The 23,452-nt window shown below is 72.4% G+C and carries 22 protein-coding genes and 1 pseudogene; 6 read left to right on the top strand and 17 right to left on the bottom strand.

The window, feature by feature from the left end:
- Nucleotides 1–15: 15 nt before the first annotated feature.
- The 3 genes from CLV43_RS08660 to CLV43_RS47675 form a co-directional block, all read right to left on the bottom strand.
- Complete coding sequence (locus tag CLV43_RS08660) at nucleotides 16–1,197, bottom strand: hypothetical protein (RefSeq protein ID WP_106186526.1); 1,182 nt, start codon at nucleotides 1,195–1,197, stop codon at nucleotides 16–18.
- Nucleotides 1,194–1,784, bottom strand: coding sequence for an RNA polymerase sigma factor (locus CLV43_RS08665; RefSeq protein ID WP_425445733.1), 591 nt, complete (start codon nucleotides 1,782–1,784; stop codon nucleotides 1,194–1,196). Before CLV43_RS08665 ends, CLV43_RS08660 begins: the two co-directional genes overlap by 4 nt.
- A 154-nt stretch (nucleotides 1,785–1,938) precedes the next feature.
- The gene (locus CLV43_RS47675) at nucleotides 1,939–2,094 is read right to left on the bottom strand and encodes a hypothetical protein (protein WP_170155755.1); all 156 of its coding nucleotides are present in this window, start codon (nucleotides 2,092–2,094) and stop codon (nucleotides 1,939–1,941) included.
- Nucleotides 2,095–2,221: 127 nt separating this feature from the next.
- Here CLV43_RS47675 and CLV43_RS08670 point away from each other — a divergent pair, with 127 nt between their 5' ends.
- Nucleotides 2,222–3,094: an alpha/beta hydrolase gene (locus CLV43_RS08670; protein WP_245886220.1), complete on the top strand. Its 873-nt coding sequence runs from the start codon at nucleotides 2,222–2,224 to the stop codon at nucleotides 3,092–3,094.
- A gap of 3 nt (nucleotides 3,095–3,097) precedes the next feature.
- Here the strand turns inward: CLV43_RS08670 and CLV43_RS08675 are convergent, their stop codons facing one another.
- Both CLV43_RS08675 and CLV43_RS08680 read right to left on the bottom strand, forming a co-directional pair.
- On the bottom strand, nucleotides 3,098–4,882 hold the full coding sequence (locus CLV43_RS08675; RefSeq protein WP_146174694.1) for a tetratricopeptide repeat protein: 1,785 nt from the start codon (nucleotides 4,880–4,882) through the stop codon (nucleotides 3,098–3,100).
- Between the two features lie 265 nt (nucleotides 4,883–5,147).
- Nucleotides 5,148–6,323: a PP2C family protein-serine/threonine phosphatase gene (locus CLV43_RS08680; protein ID WP_106186529.1), complete on the bottom strand. Its 1,176-nt coding sequence runs from the start codon at nucleotides 6,321–6,323 to the stop codon at nucleotides 5,148–5,150.
- A 148-nt stretch (nucleotides 6,324–6,471) separates the two neighbouring features.
- On the opposite strand from CLV43_RS08680, the gene CLV43_RS08685 reads away from it, so the two are divergent.
- Together CLV43_RS08685 and CLV43_RS08690 are read left to right on the top strand one after the other, a co-directional pair.
- Nucleotides 6,472–6,954 (top strand): MarR family winged helix-turn-helix transcriptional regulator, encoded by a 483-nt coding sequence (locus CLV43_RS08685; RefSeq protein WP_106186530.1) that lies wholly within the window; start codon nucleotides 6,472–6,474, stop codon nucleotides 6,952–6,954.
- Nucleotides 6,955–7,142: 188 nt separating this feature from the next.
- On the top strand, nucleotides 7,143–7,490 hold the full coding sequence (locus CLV43_RS08690; protein WP_170155756.1) for an STAS domain-containing protein: 348 nt from the start codon (nucleotides 7,143–7,145) through the stop codon (nucleotides 7,488–7,490).
- Nucleotides 7,491–7,493: 3 nt separating this feature from the next.
- Here the strand turns inward: CLV43_RS08690 and CLV43_RS08695 are convergent, their stop codons facing one another.
- Nucleotides 7,494–8,837: an alpha/beta hydrolase gene (locus tag CLV43_RS08695; RefSeq protein ID WP_170155757.1), complete on the bottom strand. Its 1,344-nt coding sequence runs from the start codon at nucleotides 8,835–8,837 to the stop codon at nucleotides 7,494–7,496.
- A gap of 105 nt (nucleotides 8,838–8,942) precedes the next feature.
- On the opposite strand from CLV43_RS08695, the gene CLV43_RS08700 reads away from it, so the two are divergent.
- Nucleotides 8,943–9,803 carry an SCO6745 family protein gene (locus CLV43_RS08700; RefSeq protein WP_106186533.1) on the top strand — a complete coding sequence of 287 codons (861 nt, stop codon included), beginning with the start codon at nucleotides 8,943–8,945 and terminating at the stop codon, nucleotides 9,801–9,803.
- Nucleotides 9,804–9,839: 36 nt separating this feature from the next.
- On the opposite strand, the pseudogene CLV43_RS08705 reads toward CLV43_RS08700, so the two are convergent.
- The 8 genes and pseudogenes from CLV43_RS08705 to CLV43_RS08740 form a co-directional block, all read right to left on the bottom strand.
- Nucleotides 9,840–10,417: pseudogene (locus CLV43_RS08705) on the bottom strand (SDR family NAD(P)-dependent oxidoreductase).
- Nucleotides 10,306–11,526 (bottom strand): NAD(P)/FAD-dependent oxidoreductase, encoded by a 1,221-nt coding sequence (locus tag CLV43_RS08710; RefSeq protein WP_106186534.1) that lies wholly within the window; start codon nucleotides 11,524–11,526, stop codon nucleotides 10,306–10,308. Before CLV43_RS08710 ends, CLV43_RS08705 begins: the two are co-directional and overlap by 112 nt.
- Nucleotides 11,523–11,723, bottom strand: a complete 201-nt coding sequence (locus CLV43_RS08715; protein ID WP_106186535.1) for a ferredoxin — start codon at nucleotides 11,721–11,723, stop codon at nucleotides 11,523–11,525. Before CLV43_RS08715 ends, CLV43_RS08710 begins: the two co-directional genes overlap by 4 nt.
- A 55-nt stretch (nucleotides 11,724–11,778) precedes the next feature.
- Complete coding sequence (locus tag CLV43_RS08720; RefSeq protein WP_245886222.1) at nucleotides 11,779–12,426, bottom strand: TetR/AcrR family transcriptional regulator; 648 nt, start codon at nucleotides 12,424–12,426, stop codon at nucleotides 11,779–11,781.
- Nucleotides 12,423–13,637 (bottom strand): cytochrome P450, encoded by a 1,215-nt coding sequence (locus CLV43_RS08725; RefSeq protein ID WP_106186537.1) that lies wholly within the window; start codon nucleotides 13,635–13,637, stop codon nucleotides 12,423–12,425. Before CLV43_RS08725 ends, CLV43_RS08720 begins: the two co-directional genes overlap by 4 nt.
- A 147-nt stretch (nucleotides 13,638–13,784) precedes the next feature.
- Nucleotides 13,785–14,828 (bottom strand): cobalamin B12-binding domain-containing protein, encoded by a 1,044-nt coding sequence (locus CLV43_RS08730; protein WP_146174695.1) that lies wholly within the window; start codon nucleotides 14,826–14,828, stop codon nucleotides 13,785–13,787.
- A 344-nt stretch (nucleotides 14,829–15,172) separates the two neighbouring features.
- A complete protein-coding gene (locus CLV43_RS08735; RefSeq protein WP_106186539.1) occupies nucleotides 15,173–15,529 on the bottom strand; it encodes an MmcQ/YjbR family DNA-binding protein in 357 nt (118 codons plus the stop codon).
- 66 nt (nucleotides 15,530–15,595) lie between these two features.
- Nucleotides 15,596–16,180 carry a TetR/AcrR family transcriptional regulator gene (locus CLV43_RS08740; protein WP_146174696.1) on the bottom strand — a complete coding sequence of 195 codons (585 nt, stop codon included), beginning with the start codon at nucleotides 16,178–16,180 and terminating at the stop codon, nucleotides 15,596–15,598.
- A gap of 115 nt (nucleotides 16,181–16,295) precedes the next feature.
- Between CLV43_RS08740 and CLV43_RS08745 the strand changes: the two genes are divergently transcribed.
- The gene (locus CLV43_RS08745) at nucleotides 16,296–17,204 is read left to right on the top strand and encodes an alpha/beta fold hydrolase (RefSeq protein ID WP_106186541.1); all 909 of its coding nucleotides are present in this window, start codon (nucleotides 16,296–16,298) and stop codon (nucleotides 17,202–17,204) included.
- Here CLV43_RS08745 and CLV43_RS08750 read toward each other — a convergent pair.
- A complete protein-coding gene (locus CLV43_RS08750) occupies nucleotides 17,201–18,247 on the bottom strand; it encodes a Gfo/Idh/MocA family protein (RefSeq protein WP_211304282.1) in 1,047 nt (348 codons plus the stop codon). The two genes, CLV43_RS08745 and CLV43_RS08750, sit on opposite strands and share 4 nt — an antisense overlap.
- A 33-nt stretch (nucleotides 18,248–18,280) precedes the next feature.
- On the bottom strand, nucleotides 18,281–19,108 hold the full coding sequence (locus CLV43_RS08755) for an SDR family oxidoreductase (RefSeq protein ID WP_245886223.1): 828 nt from the start codon (nucleotides 19,106–19,108) through the stop codon (nucleotides 18,281–18,283).
- Between the two features lie 235 nt (nucleotides 19,109–19,343).
- On the opposite strand from CLV43_RS08755, the gene CLV43_RS08760 reads away from it, so the two are divergent.
- Nucleotides 19,344–21,209 (top strand): adenylyl cyclase, encoded by a 1,866-nt coding sequence (locus tag CLV43_RS08760; RefSeq protein WP_106186832.1) that lies wholly within the window; start codon nucleotides 19,344–19,346, stop codon nucleotides 21,207–21,209.
- A 135-nt stretch (nucleotides 21,210–21,344) separates the two neighbouring features.
- Here CLV43_RS08760 and CLV43_RS08765 read toward each other — a convergent pair whose 3' ends face one another.
- Nucleotides 21,345–22,715, bottom strand: a complete 1,371-nt coding sequence (locus CLV43_RS08765) for a glycoside hydrolase family 10 protein (protein WP_106186543.1) — start codon at nucleotides 22,713–22,715, stop codon at nucleotides 21,345–21,347.
- Between the last annotated feature and the right edge of the window lie 737 nt (nucleotides 22,716–23,452).

Below are 23,452 nucleotides of genomic sequence, written 5' to 3' on the forward strand. Positions count from 1 at the left end.
CCGCGCGCGACCCGGTCACCTCCGCAGCGCCCAGTCGCCCTCCAGCAGCACGCCGCCGTTCGCACCGCGCAGGACGACGTGCACCGCGCTGGACTCCGGGTCCAGGTGAACGCCCTCCGGGACGAGGACGGCGAAGATGCGGCCCGCCACGGCGGCCTGCCGCGTCTGCCCCCCGGCGAAGCCCAGCTCGGCGGTGGCGACGACCATGCTGCTGTCACCGATCTCGCCGCCGAGGACCTGCCTGCCGCCCCCGACGTCCACGAGGAGGTCGGGCATGACCGCCCCGCTCTCGACGAGCGGCGCGATGGTCGTCCTGACCACGGCGCCCTTCGGCCCGCAGGCGGCCAGGGTGCTCGCCGTCCGGCCGATGACCAGGGTGCCGCCGGGGTGGGCGATGGTGAGCACGGGCTGGTAGGAGTCCGGGTCCAGCACCGGGTTCGCCGAGCGGGACAGGCAGTCGCCGAGCATCCGGCCCGTCTCCGAGGCGCGGTCGGGTGCCGGGCCGTCGGGGTGGTCGCGGACGGCGGCCGCGGGTGGCGGCGGTGCCGCGAGCGGCTGGTCGACCGCCTTGTCGCCGGAGGTGAACGTGGTCCCGGTCGGGTTGATCCCGGTCAGCGCGACGAACATGCGGTCGCCGACCACCGCGGTCACCGCGGCGCTGCCGTGCACACCCTTGCCCTCCAACGAGAGCGCGTCGCGGCCCGCGTCCAGCACCCCAGCCACGACGCCCTCGCGGCTGGCCAGGACGGCCGCGACACCGGTGTCCGGCGCGGCGGCCGGGTCGGACACCGTCGCCGTGGTCGGCGTGGTCTGGCAGAAGAACGGCCTGCCATCGGCTCGGGCCGCGACCACGCCCAGCTGGGCGTCGCCGACGGAGAACGAGGGCGTCCACCGGGAGCGGTCCGGGAAGCGGTCGGCCGCGCCGCCGTCGCGCACCGCGTTCCAGCAGCGGTCCAGGGCGATGTTCACGGTCACCGGGTCGAACGCCGGGGGGACGGCCGCGGGGGTCTCGGCGTCGGGCATCTGCCGCAGCACGAACACCGTGCCCGCCAACAGGACCACGGCCGCCGCCGCGGCGACGACCGGGACCCGCACCGGCCGCCGCGGCCGCTCGTCGACGCCCTGCTCGAACTCCGCGCGAAGGTGCTCGCGCAAGTCGGCGGGCAGCGCGCGCCGGGGTGGGATGTCGATGTTCACTGGCTTTCCTCCGACAGGCTGCGCAGGCGGGCACGGGCGCGGGAGAGGTGGGAGCGGACCGTCGCCTCCGCGATCCCGAGGTGCAGCGCGACCTCGGCGACGGGGAGATCGCCCAGCAGGCAGAGCTCGGCGACGTCGCGCTGCGCCGACGGCAGCCGCCGTACGGCGTCGACCACCTCGCGCAGCCTGGTCTCGCTGTCGATCCGGCGCACCACCGCCTCGGCGTGGTCGTCGACGGGCGGTGGTGCCGGGATCCTGCGCAGCAGCCGGGAACGCCGGGCCAGACCGCGGTGCGCGGTGCGCACGACGTTGCCCGCCATCGTGTACAGCAGCGGCAGCGCGCTGTCCCGGACCAGGGTCACCTCGGCGCGGGTGCGCCACGCGGTCAGGAAGGTCGCCGACGTGACGTCGTGCGCCTGCTCCCAGGAGCCGGTCAGGCGGTAGGCGTGGTTCCACACGGACTCGACGTGCCGTTCGAAGAGCACGCCGAACGACTCCCGGTCACCCCGGCTCCACAGCACGGGGTCCGGTGGGTCGGCCGCGCCGACCGCCCTGTCCGCCACGTCCGGCGTCGTCTCACTGGTCACAACGGTCAGGTGCCCGCGAGGACCCCTCCGTTGCACCCGGCGGGTCACGAACAGGTCACGAACGGGTCCGGCACGACGAAAGCCGGTGCCGCGGAACGTTCCCGCGGCACCGGCGAAGTCGTGGTCCCCGCCGACGTGGGCGGGTGGTCGGGCACTAGAAGATGGCGATCAGCAGAAGGATCACGGCGAAAGCGATCACCAGCCCGATGATGGCCTTGCTGCCGGGACGGCTGCGGTGGTGGCTCTCGACCCTGGTGGTCCTGAACCAGCTGTGCGGCACGCGACGGCGGTGTGCCCGAACCCAAGGCATGTCGACTCCCGGTCTGGTGTGTGTGCGTCCGCGTCCCACGACGCGATCATGGTGGTGGTACCCCGTAGCCGCGCGGAAAACACCTCTTCGACCGATCCGATGTGCCGGTCCCGCACGAAGACCTGTCGTGCGACTCGACGACCGGCTGCGGGCGATGCTCATGCACGCCACCGCGCGGTGGACCGTCCGGTACGGCGACAGCCTGCGCTTCGCGGGCACCGATCTGCCGCGACCGCGGGTGGTCCGGGTGCCGACGAGGCACGGGAAGGTGCCGGTGCACGTGTACCGGCCGCCGGGGCTCGGCGCCGGGGCGCCCGCGCACGTCCACTTCCACGGCGGCGCGTGGCTGATGCGCCACCCCGGCATGGACGACTGGTGGTGCCGCTACCTCGCGGCCACCGCGCGGGTCGTGGTGCTCAACGTCGACTTCCGCACCGGGCCGTACGTGGCCTACCCGGTGGCGCAGCACCAGTGCCACGACGTCGCGGCGTGGGCCGCGACGGGTGGTGACGACCTGGTGCTGGACAAGGACAGGATCTCCGTCGGCGGGTTCTCCTCGGGTGGCGGGCTGGCCGCGTCGGTGTGCCTGCAGGCCCGTGACAGCGGGTCGTTCCGGCCGGTGCTCCAGGTGCTCGGCGTGCCCGCTCTCGACCTGGCGGGCGAGGTGCCCGACGCCGGTCCGGGGATGATCTCCCCCGAGCTGCGGCGGATGGTGCGGCGGGTCTACTTCCCCGACGCCGCAACGCGTTCGCACCCGTACGCCTCGCCGGTGCTCGCGCCGGACCTGTCCGGGCTCCCGCCCGCGGTCGTGCTGACCGCGGAACGGGACGCCCTGCGCGAGGACGGCGAGCGGTACGCCGACCGCCTGCGCCGCGCGGGAGTCCCGGTCGTGCACCACCGGACTCCCGGTGTGGACCACTACTTCCTCACCGAGGACCCGGTCCGGGCCCGCGCCACCATGGCGGTGGTGGCGCGGGCGGTCGCCGACGCCGGGACGTGACGGTCAGCCGTCCAGCGTGGACAGCACGTCCCGCGCCAGCGAGGTGAAGTCGTCGTCGGCCTCGGGCGTGACCAGGACCAGCTCGCACAGCGGACCGAGGATGGACACCTGCCGCTCCTGGCCTGCCCGCACGGCGTCGACCATGCGCGTGACGACGTGGTGCTTGACGTCCTGCCACGTCTCCGGCACGACCCACGCCGTGGCGACGAGCGCGATCCCGGCGGCGACGTTCACCCAGTCCTCCACGCCGTGCAGGAGGTCCAGCAGGATCTCCCGCCTGCGCGAGGTCTCCCACGGCTCGTCCACGGCGTGGTGCGCGACGCCCAGGCACGCGGCGACCTGCACGGCGCTCAGCCACAGGTTCGGGGCGTGCCGGGCCATCACGGCGCCGAACTCGGTGTCCGGTGTCGCGGGCGGGTGGACCAGGGTGCCGAGCAGGTCGAGGGGGTCCACCGCCGACAGCACGACGGTCGCGTCGTACAGCGCGGGCAGGCTCTCCCAGCGGAACGACGCGATCCGGCGCACCGCCTCGGCCGCCTCCGGCGGGGGTGGCGGCACCGCGGGGCGCGCGACCGCGTCGTCGTAGACCCAGACCGCGTGCGCGACCTCGTACTTGGGCAGGCGCGGGTCCGGGTCCGGGACGGTCTCGAACACGACGGTCGCCTTCGGGAACGCCTGGTGCAGCGCCAGCACGGCGCTGGGCGGCTCCACAGCGGACACCGTGAGCACGACCTCCAGGTCCGGTGACGGCTCCGCCCGTTCCAGCAGCTGGACGAGCGAGTTCGTGGTGGCCTCGGTCTGGCCGGGGGCGCGGCCCAGCACCGGGCTGTCCCAGCTCACGTCGGCCAGCTCCTCCGCGGCGTACGGCAGGTCGGACCCGGCCAGCGCCAGGAGGTGCCGCACGTCCCCGTCGATCCGGTACCGGACGGCGTCGGCCGCGGGCCCGGCCTTGGGGTGCTCGGGGTCGGCCGCCGCCGCGCGTTCCGCCCACACCAGCGCTCGCTCCAGCTGGCCCTCGCGGACCAGCAGGTCGGAGATGTCGATGTGCAGGCCCAGGTCCTCCGGCGTCCGCTCGGCCTCGTCCTGCCACACCCGCAGCGCCTCGTCCATCCGCCCTGCGGCGCGCAGGGCGTACCCCGTCATCACCGCGGCCTCGTGGCTGGGCTCGACCTCGAACGACCGCCGAGCCCACTCGACCGCCTCGTCCACCGCGCCGAGTCGACGGGCGAAGGTCGAGGCGCTCCAGAGCAGCCTCGCCTCGTCCCGGTGCAGCGCGACGGACTCGCGCAGCAGCTCCAGCAACGGCGACAGCGCCTCGCGGACGTCGTCGTGGACGGGGTCGGGCAGCACCGAGGCCAGGTGCAGCACCGAGCCCACCAGCACCTCGGGCGACACCAGCTCGGCCAGGCCGGGCCCGCGCAGCCAGGCGACGTCGAGCCACGCCCGGTCCGGCTCCTGCGCGGCCACCAGCACCAGCAGCCGCACCGCCTCGTCCCACTCCCCCGCGGCCGCGCTCAGGTGCGCGTAGCCCGCGACGGTCCCGCTGTAGGGGGTGTCCAGGTCGAACAGCGCCAGCGCCCGCCGCGGGCCGCCGACGCGCGCCGCGAGCTCGCTCAGCGCCTCGTAGGTGTCCGCGAGTCCGGGGTCGTGCGCCAGCGCGTCGGACAGGTGCCGGGCGGAGTGCTCCAGGTCGCCGTCGGCCAGCAGCAGCCGCGCGATCGCGACCTCGCCCTCGGCCTCCAGCTGCTCACCGGTGCACCGCGCGTCGTGCTCCACTGTTCCCCCCATGCGTTCGCGATGACCTTCGGGCACGGTCGTCGCCCGCGGTCGGGGTGGGTGATCGTAATGGGGCGGACGCGGCCACCCCTCGGCGACCGGACTCCCGAAGCAATCCGCGGACGCACGTGTACGCGCCATCCCGGTTGGGTAGACCACGCTTGCCGTGCGCGCACGTTGGAGCAACATCGCACGGCAGGACCGCTCCGGCGGACCGGCTGGACCGGTGCGGACCCGTTGAACACACAGCGCCCGCGCCGGTCCAGCTCCGCGGCGGTCAGGCCTTCGCGCCGGTCCAGTCCAGGCACACGACCACGGCGTCGTCGAGCAGGTCGTTGCCCTCGTGGTAGTCCAGCAGCTCGGTGATGATCGCCCGCGCCGCCTCCGGGGCGGGCAGGTAGCGCGAGTCGCGGATGATCCGGTCCAGGTTGGTCGCGCCGTACTCGCCGCCGCTGGGCGAGCGCGCGGTGTGCACGCCGTCGCTGACGACGACCAGCCGGTCGCCCGGCTCCACCTGGAAGTCCTGCTCCTGGTAGTCGGTGCTCTCGAACATCCCGAGCGGCATCTGCTCCTCGAACGGCACCAGCTGGACCTCGCCGTCGCGCAGCCGCAGCAGGTGCGGCGACCCGGCGTCGACCACGGCCACCCGGCCGGTGGACAGCTCGAAGCGCAGCAGCAGGGTCGCCACGTGCTCCGCGCCGCCGTACTGGGCGTAGACGGCCTGGTCGGCCAGGCAGGCCTGGTCCACCAGGCCCAGCCCGGCCCGCCGGGCGTTGCGCAGGGCGCTGATGGCGAGGTTGGTGAGCAGCGCGGCCCGGATGCCGCTGCCCATGCCGTTGGACACCGTCACGGTGAGGTGGTCTGCCGACGCGCTCCAGTCGAAGTTGTCGCCCCCTATCGTGTACGCGGGTTCGAGCTGGCCGCCCAGCGAGTACTCGTCGCGCGAGCAGCCGCGCCCCGGCAGCAGCTGCCACTGCATCTCGGCGGCCAGGCTCAGCCGCTCGCGCCGCCGCGCCTGGAGGTAGAGGTCGGTGTCGCGCTCCGCCACGACGAGCTCGTGCCCGAGCGCCGTGGCCAGGTCGGCCAGCGCCCGTCTGGCCCCGTCGCCGGGCACGTCCGGCAGCGTCACCGCGAGCACGCCGAGCCGGTCACCGCGCACGGCCACCGGCAGGTACGCCGTCACGCCGTCCCCGTGCACCGGCTCCAGCAGGGTCTGCTGCGCGGTGAACGCGCGGCCCGCGGTGCTCGTCCTGATCGGCATCGGGGCGGCGGTGTGCGGCAGCCTGGTCACCGGTTGCAGCACGCTGAGCCGGTAGTCGGCCAGCAGCAGCTCGGAGTCCGTCGCGCCGAAGTCGGCCTGGAGGGCGGCGCGCAGCACGTCCAGCAGCGCGTGCGGCGGGCTGTCCCGCAGCGCCCGTTCCGCACGGACCGGCGGATCGTCGGTGGCGCTCATTCATCGGCCTCCAGGTCCTGGCCGCGCGGCACGTCCGCGCGGTCGCCGTCGTGCACGGCGGGCCGACCCTACGGACCCGCACCGACGACAAGTGTCGACACGCCGCACCGGGCTGTTCCGATCGGCGCCGAGGTGACAAGGTAGTGGAATGACGAGCAGCCACCGGCGAGGTCCGCGCACAGCGGACGTGTCCTCGGCCGTGGAGTCCGCCGCGGAGGTGCTGACCGCGCTGTGGGACCGCACCCAGCAGACGTCGAGGACCAGGGTTTCCCCTTCCCAGATGCAGGCGTTGGCGATCGTCGAGCGGCACGGGCAGATCAACCTCAACGGTCTCGCCGCGGAGCTGGACGCCATCCCGTCGTCGGCGAGCAGGCTGTGCGACCGCCTCCAGGCGGCCGGGCTGCTGACCCGCGCGGCCAGCGTGCACAACCGGCGCGAGGTGATGCTCGCGCTGACCAGGGACGGTCGGGCGCTGCTGGCGGAGATCGGCCGCAACCGGCACCAGGCGTTGGCCCGGATCCTGGCGGACATGTCGCCCGACGGCCGGGAAGCACTGCTCACGGGCCTGTCGGAGTTCAACGACGCGGTCAGGTCGGCGGGCGCCGACGAGCCGTGGGAACAACACGCCTGAGTCACGATGTTTGTCCTCCGACAAACGTCCTGAGCCCTGACCTGGCACGACGTCGGAACCGTTCGAGCTTCAGGTGAACTTCAGGCGAAACCGTTGGAGATTCACCGATCCGGCGTGCATACTGACGACAGGACGTTTGTCGTGGTGCAACGATGGCGTCGACCCACAACCGAAGGTGGCGCGGGACCTTGCTGCTGACCGAGGACGTGCTACCGACCGGACGGGTCCGGTGCTCCTTCGACGAGGACCTCCCCCGTGTCGCCATGACCGGCGAGGTCGACATGGACACCGACCCGCAGTTCGACGCCGCCTACGCGGAGCTCTCCGGGCGCACCCCCACCCACGTCGTGGTCGACCTCGCCGGGGTGACGTTCCTCAGCTGCGCCGGGCTGGCGTTCATGGCCAGGCTGAACGTGCTGCTGGGCCGGACCGGCCACCGGGTGTGGATCGTCTCCCCCAGCCGGGCGTCCGCGCGGGTGCTCGGGCTGACCGGCTTCGCCTGGGACACCGACCTCCCGGTCGCCGCCTCCGCCTGAGGCTCACCGGCCGAAGGCGCGGTCCAGGTAGTCCTTGAACTGCACCGTGACCACGTGCGCGTCCGACGGCCAGTTCCGCGCGGCGACCGTGCGCGACCGGCCACCGGAACCGCGCACGACCTCGGTGACCCGGATCGTGCCGCCGGCGTCGGGCTGGGCGGGCAGGTAGGTGTCGACACCGGTCAGGAACGGCAGCGCGCTGAACGGCGGCAGCGGGACCCCCGGCGTGGACGCGAGGTCGCAGTTGTCGTCGAAGACGAACGCGGCCACGACCTGCCGTGCGCGGGGCGCGATCGCGGGCCCGAGGACGTCGACGCCGTCGAGCTCCAGCCGGTCGTCGTCGGCCTGGTCCGGCTGGTCGGCCCACCACTCCCGGTTGCGCACGACGGTGACCGCGCTGTGGGTCGGGCACTTGTCGATGTAGTCGGCGATCCCGCCGGGGCGCGACACCTGGAGGCGCAGGAACCGGTCGGAGCGCTCGAACGGCTCGAAGTAGTAGTGGTAGGTCAGCTGCCCCTCGCGCCGGAGCACCAGCTCGTAGTGCTTGCGGCCGTTGACCTCCAGCGGTCCGAACGCCCCGTCCGGAGCGACCTGGACGGTGTGCCGGACAGGCCCGCGTCGGGCACCGGTGCGGTCGTCGACCTCCCACACCTGCAAGGTCCCCGCGACCGGCTCGTTCTGCGGGAAGTACAGCGCCCGCCCGGCGATCACGACGCGGCCCGGCGGTTCGGGCCGCACGGCGGTGGTGGCCGCGGGCCTGCCGCGCAGGAAGCGGTGGATGTGCGCGAAGCCCTCGGCCGACGTCGTGGTCTCGGTGTGCCCCAACGAGGTCAGGTACACGTTGGTCGCGCCGCCGATGGACCCGTTGGGCTGCAGGCTCCCCCAGAGCGCGAGCGTCGGCACGCCTCCGGGCGGTGTGGCGCTGGACCGCCCGTCGACGTTGACGTACCTGCGCACCAGCGCCGCGCGTTCCGGCGTGGCGAGGTAGTCGTGCACCACCGACGTGCCGCGGGAGTGGGCGATCACGTCGACCGAGGACGCCCCGGTGCGGGCCAGCACGTCGGCGATGAACCCGTCGAGCCCGGTCACCGCGGCGGCGTTGTCCGCCACGCTGGTGTCGTACTCGTAGGCGTGCAGCAGCCGGTCCGGGTACCCGTTGGTGGAGAACCGCTTCGCGTTGGACTGCCACTGCTGCGCCGAGCCCTGCTGGCCGTGCACGAAGACCACCGGCGTGAGCCCGCCGGGGTGCGCCGACGCGGGGACGGGCGGCGACACCACGACGAGTGCCAGCACCGCCGTGACGACCTTCGACCAACGGGACTTGGCGGTGCCGTTCCGCGCGCTCATGTGCCGACTCCCACGACGTCGGGGGATGGGGTGAGCCCAACGTAACCAGTCGGGCACCCTGCGCACCAGTACGGGCGACCGCCCTCCGTACGGCATCATCGGCGCATGACGGACGAGGAAGGTCCCGCGCTGGCCCGTCGGCTGTGGGCGCGGTTCGAGTCGGTGCACGCGGTCGTCTACTTCCACCCCGCGGCGCTCGCCGCACTGGAGGACGCGGGCCTGCGCGGGTTCTGGCGCGGGTACTTCGCGCAGCGGTCGGCACCGTTGGGCCCGGTGGGCGAGGCCCCGGTGCGCGCGTCGTTCTTCGGCTTCTCGACGTGGATGACCGCACGCGCCCTGCCCGACGTCTGGGACCGCGCCTCCCCCGCCGCGGTGCTGGCCGCCCGGCACGAGGGGTCCGCGCGGGCGTTGGAAGAACTGCTCCCCGACGGCTCCCACGACCGGCTCGCGGACGACCTCTGGTCGCTCGCGTCCGCATTGCCGTGCGACGGCCGGGTGCTGGCCGCCGCCAACCACGCGCTCCCCCGCCCCGAGGACCCGCTCCAGCGGCTGTGGCTGGCCACCACGATCCTGCGCGAGCACCGCGGCGACGGCCACGTGGCCGCCCTGCTCGCGGCCGGGCTGACCGGCATCGAGTCGCTGGTGCTGCGCGCCGGGGTCGACCTGGAGCGCGTGGTCCTGCAGGCCGCACGCGGGTGGAGCGACGACGAGTGGTCGGCCGCGGCGGCCGGGCTGGTGGAGCGCGGCCTGCTCCACGGGGACCTGACCACCAGCGACGACGGCAAGCGCCTGCTCTCCGGGATCGAGGAGACCACCGACCGCCTGGCGTGGGACGGCATCGTCCGCGCCGGCGGCACGGTCCCCGACGTCCGGCGCCTGTCCGACGACCTGCGTCCAGCCGCGCTGGCCTGCCACGCCGTCCTGCCGCCCGCCCAGCCGATCGGCGTGCTCCGGATCGACGGCTAGACGCCCTCGCCGCCGGTCACGGTAGGACCGCGCCCGTCACGTAGGACGCGCGGTCGCTGAGCGCCAGGCGGCGGCCTCGGCGATCTCGACCGGTTCGGCGGGACGGCCCAGCGGGGTCCTCGCGTTGCCCTGCGCGACGATGTCGGGCACGGCCTCCTGCCACGCCAGCACCATCGGCGTCAGGGTGAGGCCCGGCGCGATCGCGTTGACGCGGATCCCATGGGGCCGTACTCGACCGCGGCGGTCTCGGTGAGGCTGTTGACCGCTCGCTTCGCCGCCCCGTAGGCGGGCAGACCGGGGTTGGCGTGCAGGCTGCCGGTGCTGCTGTTGTTCACGATCGCGCCCGCGCCCGCCGTGGCGAGGATGGCCCGCACCTCGGCGGCCACCGCGAAGAAGACACCCTTGTAGTTGACCGTGGTCACGAGGTCGAAGTCGGTTTCGGAGACGTCGACGACCCGGCTGGGCGGGACGGCCGCCCCGGCGTTGTTGAACCCCGCAGGACCTAGAAGTCCGCCTTCTCCACCTCGGCGGCGGTCACGTGCGACCCGGCGAGGTCCTTGAGCTCCACCAGGTGCCGCTGCCGGTGCAGCCGGGACTGCTTGGCCATGTTCCAGCCCAGCACCCCGGTGACCTCGCCGTCGCGGTGGTAGAGCGCGACGAAGCGGCGGGCCCGCACGGAGCCCTCGACGACCGCCACGTCGGCGTCGGCGGGCAGCACCCCGTGGATCTGGAGCTTGGCGTCGAACTGGTCGGTCCAGAAGTACGGCACCGGCACGTACCGGCGGTCCGCGCCCATCACGTTGTCCGCGACGACGACGGCCTGTTCCGTCGCGTTGGTGCGGTTCTCCAGGCGCAGCAACGAGTCCAGCCGGTCGTGGTGCCACCGCGCGACGTCGCCGACGGCGTAGACCCCGTCCGCCGCACGGCAGTGGGCGTCGCACACGACGCCGTTGTCCACCCGCAGCCCGCTGCCCGCGAGCCACTCCGTGGCCGGGACCGCGCCGAGCGCCACGACGACCACGTCGGCGGGCAGCACCTCGTCGTCGGCCAAGCGGACACCGGTGACGCGGCCGCCCGTCCCGACCAGCCCGGTCACCCCCACGCCGAGGCGCAGGTCCACGCCCTGCCCGGTGTGCAGCTCGGCGAGCAGCCCCGAGACCAGCGGTCCGAGCTGCATCTCCAACGGCGCCCGCTGCGGCCCGGCCAGCGTCACCCCGACGCCCATCGCCCGCGCCGTGGCCGCGACCTCGGCGCCGAGCACACCGTCGCCGACGACCACGAGTCGTCCACCCGCCAGGAGGTCCGCGCGCAGCCCGAGTGCGTCGTCCAGGGTGCGCAGCACGTGCACCCCGGCGAGCCCGGCCTGGTCGGGCAGGGTGCGCGGCCGCACACCGGTCGCCAGCACGACCGCGTCCGCCCGCAGGGTCGCCCCGGAGGCGGTGCCGACGGTGCGCGAGGGCACGTCCAGCGACACGGCCGCGTCACCGAGGACGAACCGGGCGTCCAGCGCGCTGAGAACCTCCGTCGCGCGGAGGTGTGCGCGCTCGGGCGCCCAAGCACCACCGAGCACCTGCTTGGACAACGGCGGGCGGTCGTAGGGCACGTGCGGCTCGTCGCCGAGCAGGGTCAGCTCGCCGTCGTACCCCTTGCGGCGCAACGCCTCCGCCGTGGCGAGGCCGGCCGCGGACGCGCCGACGACCAGGACGCGGGCGGGCGCGGTCACGCCGTACCGCTCAGCACGATGGCCGCCGCCGGGCACACCTGCGCCGCCTCGCGCACGGCGTCGTGCAGCTCCTCGGCCGGTTCGGGGTCGAGCAGCACCACCACGCCGTCCTCGTCGCGCTGGTCGAACACCTCGGGCGCGGACAGGACGCAGGACCCCGCACCGCAGCACTTGTCCTCGTCCACAGTGATCTTCACGTGTCGCTCTCCTCCGCACGACGGGCGGGTGCCCGTCCGCTCTCGGTCGTCCCGGTCACGCCCCGGTGGCGGTGACCGGTGCCAGCCACAGCCCGACGATCGCGTCGATCAGGCCGGTGGCCGTGTCGTCCCAGCTCGCCCTGGGCGTGGGTGTCCCCTCCGCGAGGGCACGTTCGCGCTCGGCGCAGGTGTGGGACATGAGGTTGCGGGCCATGTCGCCGCGTTCGGCGCGGACCGGTGGCGGCAGCGACGGCAGGCAGCGGTCGAGCCCGTCGAGGATCCGCCGCATCAGCTCCGTGCCGAGCGCGTCGTCGATGATGATCCGGCGCAGCACCGGGTCCGTCATGACCTGGGCGCCGAACCGCGCGTACCAGGTGGGGCTGCCCACCACGGCCAGGTGCTCGGTGAACGGGCGGACCAGGCAGCCGACCCAGTCGCGCACCTCGACGCTGTCGCCGATCCCGGCCAGCATCCGCGCGCGCAGCAGGTCCATCGGCTCGGCGTGCCTGCGCACGATGGCGCGCACCAGGTCCGCCTTGGAGCCGAAGTGGTAGCCGACGGCGAAGTTGTTGCCCTGCCCCGCCGCCTCGCCGACCTGGCGGTTGGACACCGAGGACACGCCCTGCTCGGCGAAGAGCCGTTCCGCCGCCGTCAGGATCAGCTCCTGCGTGTGCCCCGCCTGTTCGGCGCGACCCGCCCTCACCACCGCACGGGGACTTCGCGCAGCCCCCCGATGACCAGCCCGTCGACCCGTCGCAGCTCCTCGACGGGGACGGCGAGGTCCAGCGCGGGCAGCCTGCGCAGCAGCACGTCGAGCACGGCCTGCAGCTCGGTGCGCGCCAACGACTGGCCCAGGCATGAGTGCGCGCCCGCGCCGAAGGCGAGGTGCGTGTTCGGGCTGCGTCCCAGGTCCATCTCGGCGGCGTCGTCGAACGCGGCCTCGTCGCGGTTGGCCGACGCCAGGCTGCACACCACGGTCGTCCCGCCCGGCACCCGCGTACCGGCGATCTCGGCGTCCTCGGTGATGTAGCGCGGGATGCCGAAGCCGGGGTTGGCGTCCAGCCGCAGCGCCTCCTCGACGGCCGTGCGCACCAGCGAGCGGTCGGCCAGCAGCCGTTCCCAGCGGTCGCGGTCGGCCAGCAGCATCGAGACCATCTTGCCGATCATGTTCGCGGTCGTCTCGTGCCCGGCGACCAGCAGGCCCTGCGAGGTGGCCAGCAGCGCCTCGTCCGGCATGACCGCACCGGCCTCGGCGGCCGACGCGATCAGCTCGCTGATCAGGTCGTCCCCCGGCCGCGCGCGGGTGGCGGCGATGTGCGCCGACATGTACGCGGCGAAGTCCGCCTGCGCCTCGTCGATCTCGGCCTGCGTGTACCGGGTGAGGCTCAGCAGCGTGTTCGACCAGTGGGCGAACCTGTCCCGGTCGGACTCCGGCACGCCGAGCATGTCGCAGATGACCCACACGGGCAGCGGGAAACCGAGGCTCGCGACCAGGTCGACCGGGCCGCCGACGCGCTCCATGTCGTCGACCAGGCGCTCGACCATCGCCTCGATGGCGGGCCGCAGGGCGGTCATCCGCTTGGCGGTGAACCACTTGCCCACCATGCGCCGCCACTGCTGGTGGGTCTCCTCGCGCATGGCCTTCCCCATCGACCCGTTGAACACCCCGCCGGACTCGTTGGCGGCGATGCGCGCCGCGTCCGGAGCGTCGAGGCGCCTGCGGAACCGGGGGTCGGCCAGCACCTGCTTGACGTCCTCGTACCGGGTGAGCAGCGACGCCTGGTCACCGCTGGGCAGCTTCACCTTCGCGATCGGGCAGCCTTGGCGCAGCTCGGCCCACTCGGCGGGCGGCTCCAGCGCCTCCGAGACCGGGATCGGGTAGTCCAACACCTGGTCAGCGTCGTTCCGTGCCACCGCGAAGCCTCCTCAGCATCGATCTCCGACGCCTCAAGCCAACCGCGTCCACCGACCTGAGTCAAGCGACTGACTTAACTGAACGGATGTTCTCGGCGTAACGCAAGGTCACAGCCTCGCTGCTATCGGTCGACGATGACCCGCGGACTACTGCGCGCATCCCCCGTTGAGGACCAGGTCCTCCGCCCAGTGCCGCACCACGAGGTCCCGCGCGGCGGGGAACTCGTGCAGCGCGTCCGCGAGCAGACCGCCCAGCTCGGCGGTCTGCCGGGTCTTCGCGCCGCGGGCCGTCAGCACCCGGTCGACCCAGGCCGCGGTGACCGGGATCGACCGCACGTCCCCGGTCAGCAGCGTGGCCCCGACCGAGTGCAGGGCCTGGCGCAGCACGCCGTCGCAAGCGGTCGAGAACCGGTCCCGGTCGCCGACGTCGGAGGCGGTGTGCGTCGCCGTGGCCGACCACCGACCCTTGACCGCCTCGACGAGGCCGTGGTGGCGCAGCTCGATCGCCGACTGCTCCGCCACCCGGCGCCCCGCGGGGACGACCGCCTTCGGCACCGTGCCCGCCAACGAGTCCAGCAGGGCCTCGGCCGAGTACACGTCGGACGCCCACGCCGTCGCCCCGAGCGCGAGGGCGCGCCGGGCGTCGGCGCCGAACGCCGCACCCCCGACGAGGGTGGGGATCCCCGCCGCGGTGCTCACCTCGATCAGCCTCCTGGCCGCGGGCAGCGCGCCGAGGACCGTGCAGCTGATCGCCGTGACGTCCACGCGGGCGTTGTCCAGGCAGTGGGCCAGCCGCGCGGGCGCCGTCCCCGCGCCGAGCGTGACCGTGTCCCAGCCGAGCAGCCGCATCGCGGTGCTGACGATCATCGCCGAAAGCGTGTGCCACTCCCGCTGCGCGCAGGCGACCACGACCCGCCCCTTGGTCACCGGCACGTGGTCGGCCAGCCGGGCCACCACGCCGGTCGCCGAGATCGCCACGGCGGTCGCGGCGTGCTCCTGCCCCACGGTCCAGCGGCCGCACTCCCAGCGGTCGCCGACCGCGCGCTGGCACGCGCCGATGACCTCGACCAGCACCGCCAGCGGGTCGGCGCCCTCGGCGACCAGCCCCTGGACCAACGCCACCGCGCCGGCCGCGTCACCGGCCACCAGCGCGTCGTCGTACGCGGCGGCGGCCCCCGACAACGCGGTCACGGACCCCTCCTCCACGACATTCGGCGAAAACGGAGACTCTAACGAACAGTTCACCGGCGACGACCGACAACCGGACCGCGCAAGTGTCAGCGTGGAATATCCATCGGCGGGCGAATGACTTTTTCGTACCAGAACCGGACCCCGTCGTGCTGATCATACGGCTCCGCACGTGCGGATGCATCCCCACTAGTGGCGCCACCAGCGAGGACACCTCTGCCACCCGATTCGCCCATAGTCGCGGATCGGACGTTCACACGTTCTCGAAACCGCAATTCTACGGTTTCCACCCGTGAAACAATCCACCGGTACGGCCGCATTTCCGGTGAATCGCGAACAAACGCCGATTACCGGCCGCCCTGCGCCCAATCGGGCACCTCGGCGACCAGTTCCTCCGGAGCGGACAACCGCCACGCCTCGAAGACCAGCTCGGCCAGCTCGTCGGCCTCGACGCCGTCCAGGTAGACCACCACCCAGCCGAACCCGCCGGAGGTGAACTGCACCTCGAACACGTCCGGCCGCTCCGACACCAGCGCCTGCTGCTCGGACAGCGTCTGCTTCAGACCGACGGTCCGCGTGCGCGGCCAGTGGTAGCCGAACCGCTTCCCCCGCACCGCGAAGGACGTGTACTGCTCCCCCTGCGCACGCCGCACCTCGACCAGCGCGTCCACGATCCGGAAGAACTCGTCGCTGTGCACGGCCATCGCAGCCCCCTGGAGGTCGGAGCGGAGAAGTCTAAGCGCGCCCCTGGGTCAACGGGGCGAAGCGGGTCAGGTCCGCGTCACCCTGATGCCGTCGCACAGGACCCGCAGGTACAGCTCCCCGAGTGCGGGGTTGCCGCCGTCGGAGATCGTCACCGCGTATCCGATGCCGCACATCAGCCTGCGCAGGTCGCTCGCGCCGAGGTCCGCCCGGACGACCCCGGCGGCACGGGCCGCGACCAGCAGCCCTTCGGTGATCCCCATCAGCTCCGCCTTGGCCGCGGAGGTCTCCGGGTGGGTGTCGTAGGTCGTCGCGAGCACCTCGCGCACCTCGGCGTACTCCATCTCCAGCCGGACCTGCTCGCGCAGCACCGCCTCGATCCCGACCCACGGGTCCGGCTCGTCGGCCGCGCGCCGCGCCACCTCCAGCAGGCCCTCGAAGCGCAGCACCGCCAACGCCTCGACCAGCGCCTGGCTGGTCGCGAAGTGCCGGTAGACCGTCCCGACCCCGACCCCCGCCCGCCGGGCCAGGTCGTTGAGCTGCAGCGGAACCCCGCCCTCGGCCAGCATCACCCGCGCCTCGTCGAGCAGGCGGGCCCTGATGCGCAGCGAGTCCGCCCTGCGCGGCGGTTCGGACACTCGGCTCGACGGCACGCCGCCATCGTACCGGGAGCGGATACTCCAACCTAAAGGATGAACTATCCGCTCCCGTGCTACGGTTCGACCGTTATCGGATGAACTATCCGCTCAGTCGAGACGGAGAACCCCCATGGCCCACGACGTGACCGGCGTCCCGCACCTCCCGGCGGGCTTCACCGACCGGTTCCGCAGCGAGTACGTGCCCGTCGACGGCACCACCGTGCACGCGGTCGTCGGCGGCGACGGCCCACCGCTGCTCCTGCTGCCGGGCTGGCCCCAGTTCTGGTACGGCTGGCGCCTGCTCATGCCGGACCTGGCCGAGCACTTCACCGTGATCGCGGCCGACCTCCGCGGCCAGGGCGCCAGCGACAAACCCGCCACCGGCTACGACGCCGCCACGCTCGCCTCCGACATGGCGGGCCTGATGGCCGCCCTCGGCCACGAGCACTACGCCATCGCGGGCTACGACGTCGGCATGATGGTCGCCTACGTCCTCGCCGCCGACCACCCGGACCGCGTCACCCGGCTCGCCGTGGCCGAGGCGATCCTCCCCGGCGTCTCCCCGTCACCCCCGCTGCTGATGGACCCCGCGGCCAACGAGTACCTGTGGCACTTCGCGTTCAACCGGCTCGCCGACATCAACGACCGCATGGTCGCGGGCCGCGAGGAGGTCTACTTCGGCCACCAGTTCGCCTCCAAGGCCGCCACCCCGACCTCGATCCCGCGGGAGGCGGTCGACGTCTACGTGGACGTCCTGCGCGACCCCGCCGCCCGGCACGCGAGCTTCGAGTACTACCGCGACCAGCACAGCACTCCCCAGATCCTGGACCGCCAACGCACCCGGCTCCCCATGCCCGTGCTCGCCATCGGCGCCGAACGGGCCTCCGGCGCCTCCGTCGAGCAGACCATGCGAGCTGTCGCCACCGACGTCACCGGCCTGGTCATCCCCGGCTCCGGCCACTACGTCCCCGAGGAGGCACCGGACGCGCTTCTGGAGGCGCTGCTCGACTTCTTCTCCCAGGGCCGTTCGGCGGACTAGCGCCAGGGTTCGTCCCCTACGTCAACCGGGGCGTCCGAGTCGGCGGCGTCCCCGATCGCCAGCGCGACGCGGTGGTCGTGGACGCCGTCGGCGAGCGGGTACGGCTCGGGCCCCGAGTCGGCGACCCAGGCGGCGGTGTCCTCCAGCAGCGTGGCGATGGCGATCTCCTCGTCGTTCCACCGCTGCCCCTGGTAAGGGTTCCGGTACAGCACCTCGTCGCCGAACGTGATGTGGTCCGTGTCGAACCCGTCGAGGTCCAGGTCGTACCCGGTCTGGCGCCGGACGACCTCCGACCGCACGATCGTGCGCTCCCCCGCCAGCCGCACCACCTCGTGGTCCCTCAGCTCACCCGACGTGCCGCGCACCAGCAACCGCCGCGTCAGCAGCTGGTTGTGCCACTGGTTGTCGGTGAAGTCGTAGACCCCGAACCCGCCACCGTCGAACTCGATCGTCGCGATGGTCGTGGTCGCCCGCTTGACCTCGACCGGATCCGCCCACCCGTCCCGCTGGATCGGATCCGCCAGCGGCGCGGTCGTCCGCACCGCCCGCACCCGCGCCGGTCCCCGCCCCACCCCCAGCAGCGTCCGGATCAACGACACCGCGTGGTACTGGTGCGTGGACGACACGTCCACGCGGGTCGGGTCGCCGACGGCCCCCGACCGCACCAGCGCGATCCGCGCCGCGTGCGCGGGCATCCGGGTGTACTGCTCGGCGACCTGCACCAACCCGCTGCCCCCGACCTTCGCCCACAGCTCCCGCAGCCCGGCCAGGTCCGGCGCGGGCGGGGTCTCGGCGAGCACCGGGACCCCGCGTCCGACCAGGTCCACGACCAGTCCGGGCGTCACCGACCAGGGCACGGCCGTCACCACGAAGTCGGGGCGGGCACCCGCCAGGCACTCGTCCAGCGACGGGTACACCGGCACCGGCAGGTCACGTGGTCGGCGGGACACCACGCCGACGCACGTGACGCCGTCCAGAGCGGCGGCGAGCCGCCAGAAGTACTCGGCACGCCACCCGGAACCCACGATCGCGAAAGTGGTCACCCCACGCATCCAACATCATCGACGGGCGTCCGGTCAGCCCTCCGGCGTGCCGTGGGCCGCCTCGGAGACGTCGTTCCACGCCTCCCACACCGACAGCCGACCCTCGTACTCCGCGCGCGCCCGGTCCAGCAGTCCGCGGCCGAAGAAGATCCGCAGCGGCGGCTCCTCGGCGTCCACGACCGCGAGGATCGCGGCGCGGGTGGCGGTCGGGTCGCCGACCATGCCGGGCCTGGTCCTGGCCTTGCGGGCCGCGCGGGCGTCGTCGTACACGTCGATGGGGTCGGCGTGGACGGCCGACGAGCCCGCCCAGTCGGTGCTGTACCCGGTCGGCTCGACCACGGTCACCTTGACGCCGAACGGCGCCACCTCCGCGGCCAGTGCCTGGCTGAAGCCCTCCAGCCCCCACTTGGACGCGTGGTAGAGCCCGATGTTCGGGAACGCCGAGATGCCGCCGATGGAGGAGACCTGGATGATGTGGCCGCTGCCCTGCCCGCGCATGATCGGCACGGCCGCCTTGGTCACCCACAGCGCGCCGAAGAGGTTCGTCTCGATCTGGTCGCGCGCCTGCTGCTCGGACACCTCCTCGATGGTGCCGAACAGCCCGTACCCGGCGTTGTTGACCACCACGTCCAGCCGTCCGAAGTGCTCGTGCGCCCTGGCGACGGCGGCGTCGACGGCGGCCTTGTCCGTCACGTCCAGTGCCAGCGGCAGCACCGCGTCGCCGAACTCGTCGAGCAGCGGCTTGAGCGTGTCGACGTCGCGGGCGGTGGCCGTGACGCGGTCGCCGCGCTCCAGCGCCGCCTCCGCCCACTCCCGGCCGAAACCGCGGGAGGTACCGGTGATGAACCAGATCTTGCCCAAGGCAGTGCCTTCCTGTGTCGGGGTCCCTCCCGATCCTCCTCCCGCGTGCCGCGCCGCGCCGCCCGAACACCCGGCGGTCGCCGACCACAGGAAACGTCCGTAGGACACCCCGCTGGTCATGGCGCGGAACCGGTTCGCGGGGTACAACATGTCCGACTCGATGGGAGCGCTCTCAGACCTACCGCTGACGGTCCTCCCCACTTCCGCCACTCGAACAGGCAGGTCGATGATGATCATGCGCCACAGAGCAGGTGGCCGCCCCGGCCGCCGGAGACTCGGCAGGCTGTTCTCGCTCAGCCTCGTCGTCCTGGTCGCCGCCGCGACCACCGCGACGGCCGCACCGAACACGCCTGCGCGCCCGACCACCCCCGATCTCGGGGCGAACGTCACCGTCTTCGACCCGAGCACGCCGGTCGCCGAGATCCAGGCGAAGCTCGACGCGACCTACACCAAGCAGGTCGACAACGAGATGGGCACGGAGCGCTACGCCTACCTCTTCAAGCCCGGCTCCTACGGCACGGCCGAGCACCCGCTGCAGATCAAGGTGGGCTACTACACCGAGATCGCGGGCCTGGGCGCCGCCCCGACCGACGTCGTCATCAACGGCAAGGTCGAGGTCTACAACCGCTGCCTCGCCGACGGCGGCACGGGCAACTGCCTCGCACTGGTCAACTTCTGGCGCACGCTGTCGAACCTGACGATCAACGTCAACGCGGCGGGCCAGGACGGCTGCCGGTCCACGGCGAACTTCTGGGCCGTCTCGCAGGCGGTGTCGCTGCGCCGGCTCAACATCACCGGCGGCGGCCTGTCGCTGATGGACTACTGCACCGCCGGTCCGCAGTACGCCAGCGGCGGCTTCATCGCCGACTCCAAGCTGCCCGCGACCACCAACGGCTCGCAGCAGCAGTGGCTGACCCGCAACAGCGAGGTCGCGAGCTGGTCCAACGGCGTGTGGAACCAGGTCTTCTCCGGCGTCGTCGGCGCTCCTGACGACTCGGCGTTCCCGGACCCGCCCTACACCACGGTCGACACCACCCCGGTGAGCCGCGAGAAGCCGTACCTGTTCGTCGACGCCAAGGGCAAGTACAACGTGCGCGTGCCCGCGGCCAGGAAGAACACCAGCGGCACCTCGTGGTCGGCCGGACTGACGCAGGGCCGTACGGTCCCGCTGAGCGACTTCTACGTCGCGAAGCCGGGCGACTCGGTGCGCGACATCAACAACCAGCTCGACCGCGGCAAGAACCTGCTGCTCACGCCCGGCGTCTACGACATCGCGCGGAGCATCGAGGTCAAGCGCCCCAACACCGTCGTGCTCGGCCTCGGGCACGCCACGCTGACCGCCACCCAGGGCTCGATCCCGCTCGACGTCGCGGACGTCCCCGGTGTCGTCATCGCGGGCGTGACGGTCGACGCGGGCCTGCAGAAGTCGCCGGTCCTGCTGCGCGTGGGCAAGAAGAACGGCTGGGGCTGGAGCTCCTCGGCCAACCCGACCACGCTGTCGGACGTGTACTTCCGCGTCGGCGGACCGCACGTCGGCAAGGTCGACACCGCGCTGGAGGTCAACAGCGACAACGTGCTCATCGACCACACCTGGGTGTGGCGGGCCGACCACGGCGTCGAGGGCTTCACCGACACCCAGCGCTGGAACACCAACACCGGCCGCAACGGCGTCGTCGTCAACGGCGACCACGTCACCGCGACGGGCCTGTTCGTCGAGCACTTCCAGCAGTACAACACCATCTGGAACGGCGACAAGGGCACCACGATCCTGTACCAGAACGAGCTCCCCTACGACCCGCCCACCCAGGCCGACTGGATGAACGGGAACGTCGAGGGCTACGCCGCGTACAAGGTCGGCAACCGCGTCAAGACGCACACCCTCTACGGCGGTGGCGCGTACGTGTTCAACCAGAACAACCCGTCCATCCACACGGAGAACGGGTTCGAGGTGCCCAAGACCCCCGGCGTGGTGCTGAACCACATCATGACGGTCAACCTCAGCGCGGGCACGATCGACCACGTCGTCAACGGCGTGGGCGACGCGGCGGACGCCGCGAAGAGCGGTACGCCGGTCTACATCGTGAAGTACCCGACGCCGTAACACCGGCGCGGCAAGGATAAACGGACCCGGTGGGCCGGAGCGCGACGCTCCGGCCCACCGGGTTTTCCCGTCCACGTCGGGCAGGTGGCGGCCGCCACGACGTGGAACGCCATGAGCCCCAAGGGGCTCGTCGGATCAGGAGGCGGAGCAGCTCGACGTGATGCCGGAACCGGACCCCGACCCCTGGAAGCCGAACTGGGTGGACTGACCCGCCCCGACCTGACCGTTGTAGCTGACGTTCGTCCACTGCGTGGTGCCGGTGTTGCCGCTGTGGTTAGCGTTCCACGCACTGGTGACCGTCGCGCCCGACGGCAGGGTGAGGGTCACCGTCCACGAGCTGATGGCCGACGACCCGGCCGTCACCCTCACCGTGGCGACGAACCCCTCCGCCCACGAGTCGAGCGACACCGAGGCGGTGCAGCCGCTACCCGGATTCGGCGGAGTCGTGGTCGTGGTGGTCGTGGTGGTGGTCGTCGTCGTGGTGCCACCACCGCTGTTGAGGGCGTTCAGCGCCGACGTGTAGGCGGCCTTCTTGTTGCCGGAGCCGTCGAACAGCAGCGGCGTGCCCGAGGAGCGCCACGAGTCGCTGTCGCGGATGCCCCACACGGTGATGCCGTTGCAGCGCGCGACAGCCATGCACGCCTGCACGACGCGCTGGTACAACGCGGCCTGCGTCGAGCCGGAGCCCTCGATGTCCAGCTCGGTGATCTGCACGTCCACGCCGAGCGCGGCGAAGCTGGACAACGTGGTCTGGTAGTTGGACGGCACCGGGCTGTTGTTGTTGAAGTGCGACTGGAAGCCGACGCAGTCGATCGGCACACCGCGGGACTTGAAGTCGCGGACCATGCTGTAGACCGCCTGGGTCTTGGCCTGGCCCCAGTCGTCGGTGTTGTAGTCGTTGTAGCAGAGCTTCGTGTCCGGGTCCGCCGCCCGCGCGGCCCGGAACGCCGCCTCGATCCAGTCGTTGCCGGTCCGCTGGAGGTTCGAGTCGCGCCGACCGCCACCGCCGCCGTCGGCGAACGCCTCGTTCACCACGTCCCACGCGTACAGCTGGCCCTTGTAGTGCGTGGCCACCTGCGTCACGTGGTTGAGCATCGCCGAGCGCAGCGCGCTGCCGCTCATGTTCTGCATCCACCCCGGCTGCTGCGAGTGCCACGCCAGCGTGTGCCCACGCACCCGCATCCCCTGGCCCTTCGCGTGCGAGACGATCCGATCGCCGTTGCCGTAGGAGAACTGCCCCTGGTTCGGCTCCGTCGCGTCGATCTTCATCTCGTTCTCGGGCGTCACCATGGTGAACTCGCGGTTCAGGATTCCCACGTAGGTCGAGTCCGAGAGCTTGTTCGCCGCGACCGCCGTACCGAAGTACCGACCGCTCTCCGCGGCCGAGGCACCCAGTGTGGTGCCCGCGCTGGCGGACGTGGCCAACAGCAGGGTCGCACCTGCACTGGCGACCACCAGGGTCGAGACGAGTAACGCCCGTGACACTGACCTCGTTGTCAGCTTCATGTTTTGGCACCTTCTGCAGAGCACCTGTGGGGTTCACCAGGTGGGTCGGGGTGAAGGATCCGTGCCGCCGGAGTATCGACCGAAACATATAGGCCTCGCAAGCCCGCAACCGGACCGATCTAGACACCCAACGTAGGCGGAGTACCACCGAACGTTGGATCGACCGGTCCTTCTACAACCCACCGGAAGCCCTTCGTCGACACCGGGAAACAGCAGGAAAACGCACGTAGGAGAACGTTCTCACCGCGCTGTTGTCGATCTCCACCCCACGTCTCGATTGACCGCTACCCACGCGGAACTGTTGCGAAGCAAATACCGAAACTTTTAGCTTTTCAGTGATCATGCCGCCACTCGCGAGGCCACGCTGGACACGACCGGCGGTGGAGCGGACTCCACCACGAGGACGGCCCTTGGCTCCAATGACCCACCCAAGATCGACTCCTACCGTTGAACCATGCCCCCGCCACCCCTCGCCGCTCGCACACCCCACAAGCCCCCCCACCCCCCACCGCCCTTCACCACCCCCAACCCGACACCCCTTTGGGTCACCACCCCCGCCAGAAGCAGGCCCGGCCGCACGCCGACCACGTCCCCCACCGGCTCCCCAACCGGCACCGCCTCCCCAACCGGCACCGCCTCCCCAACCGGCACCGCCTCCCCAACCGGCACCGCCTCCCCAACCGGCACCGCCTCCCCAACCGGCACCGCCTCCCCAACCGGCACCGCCTCCCCAACCG

It is taken from the genome of Umezawaea tangerina (genome assembly GCF_003002815.1).
Lineage (GTDB): Bacteria > Actinomycetota > Actinomycetes > Mycobacteriales > Pseudonocardiaceae > Umezawaea > Umezawaea tangerina.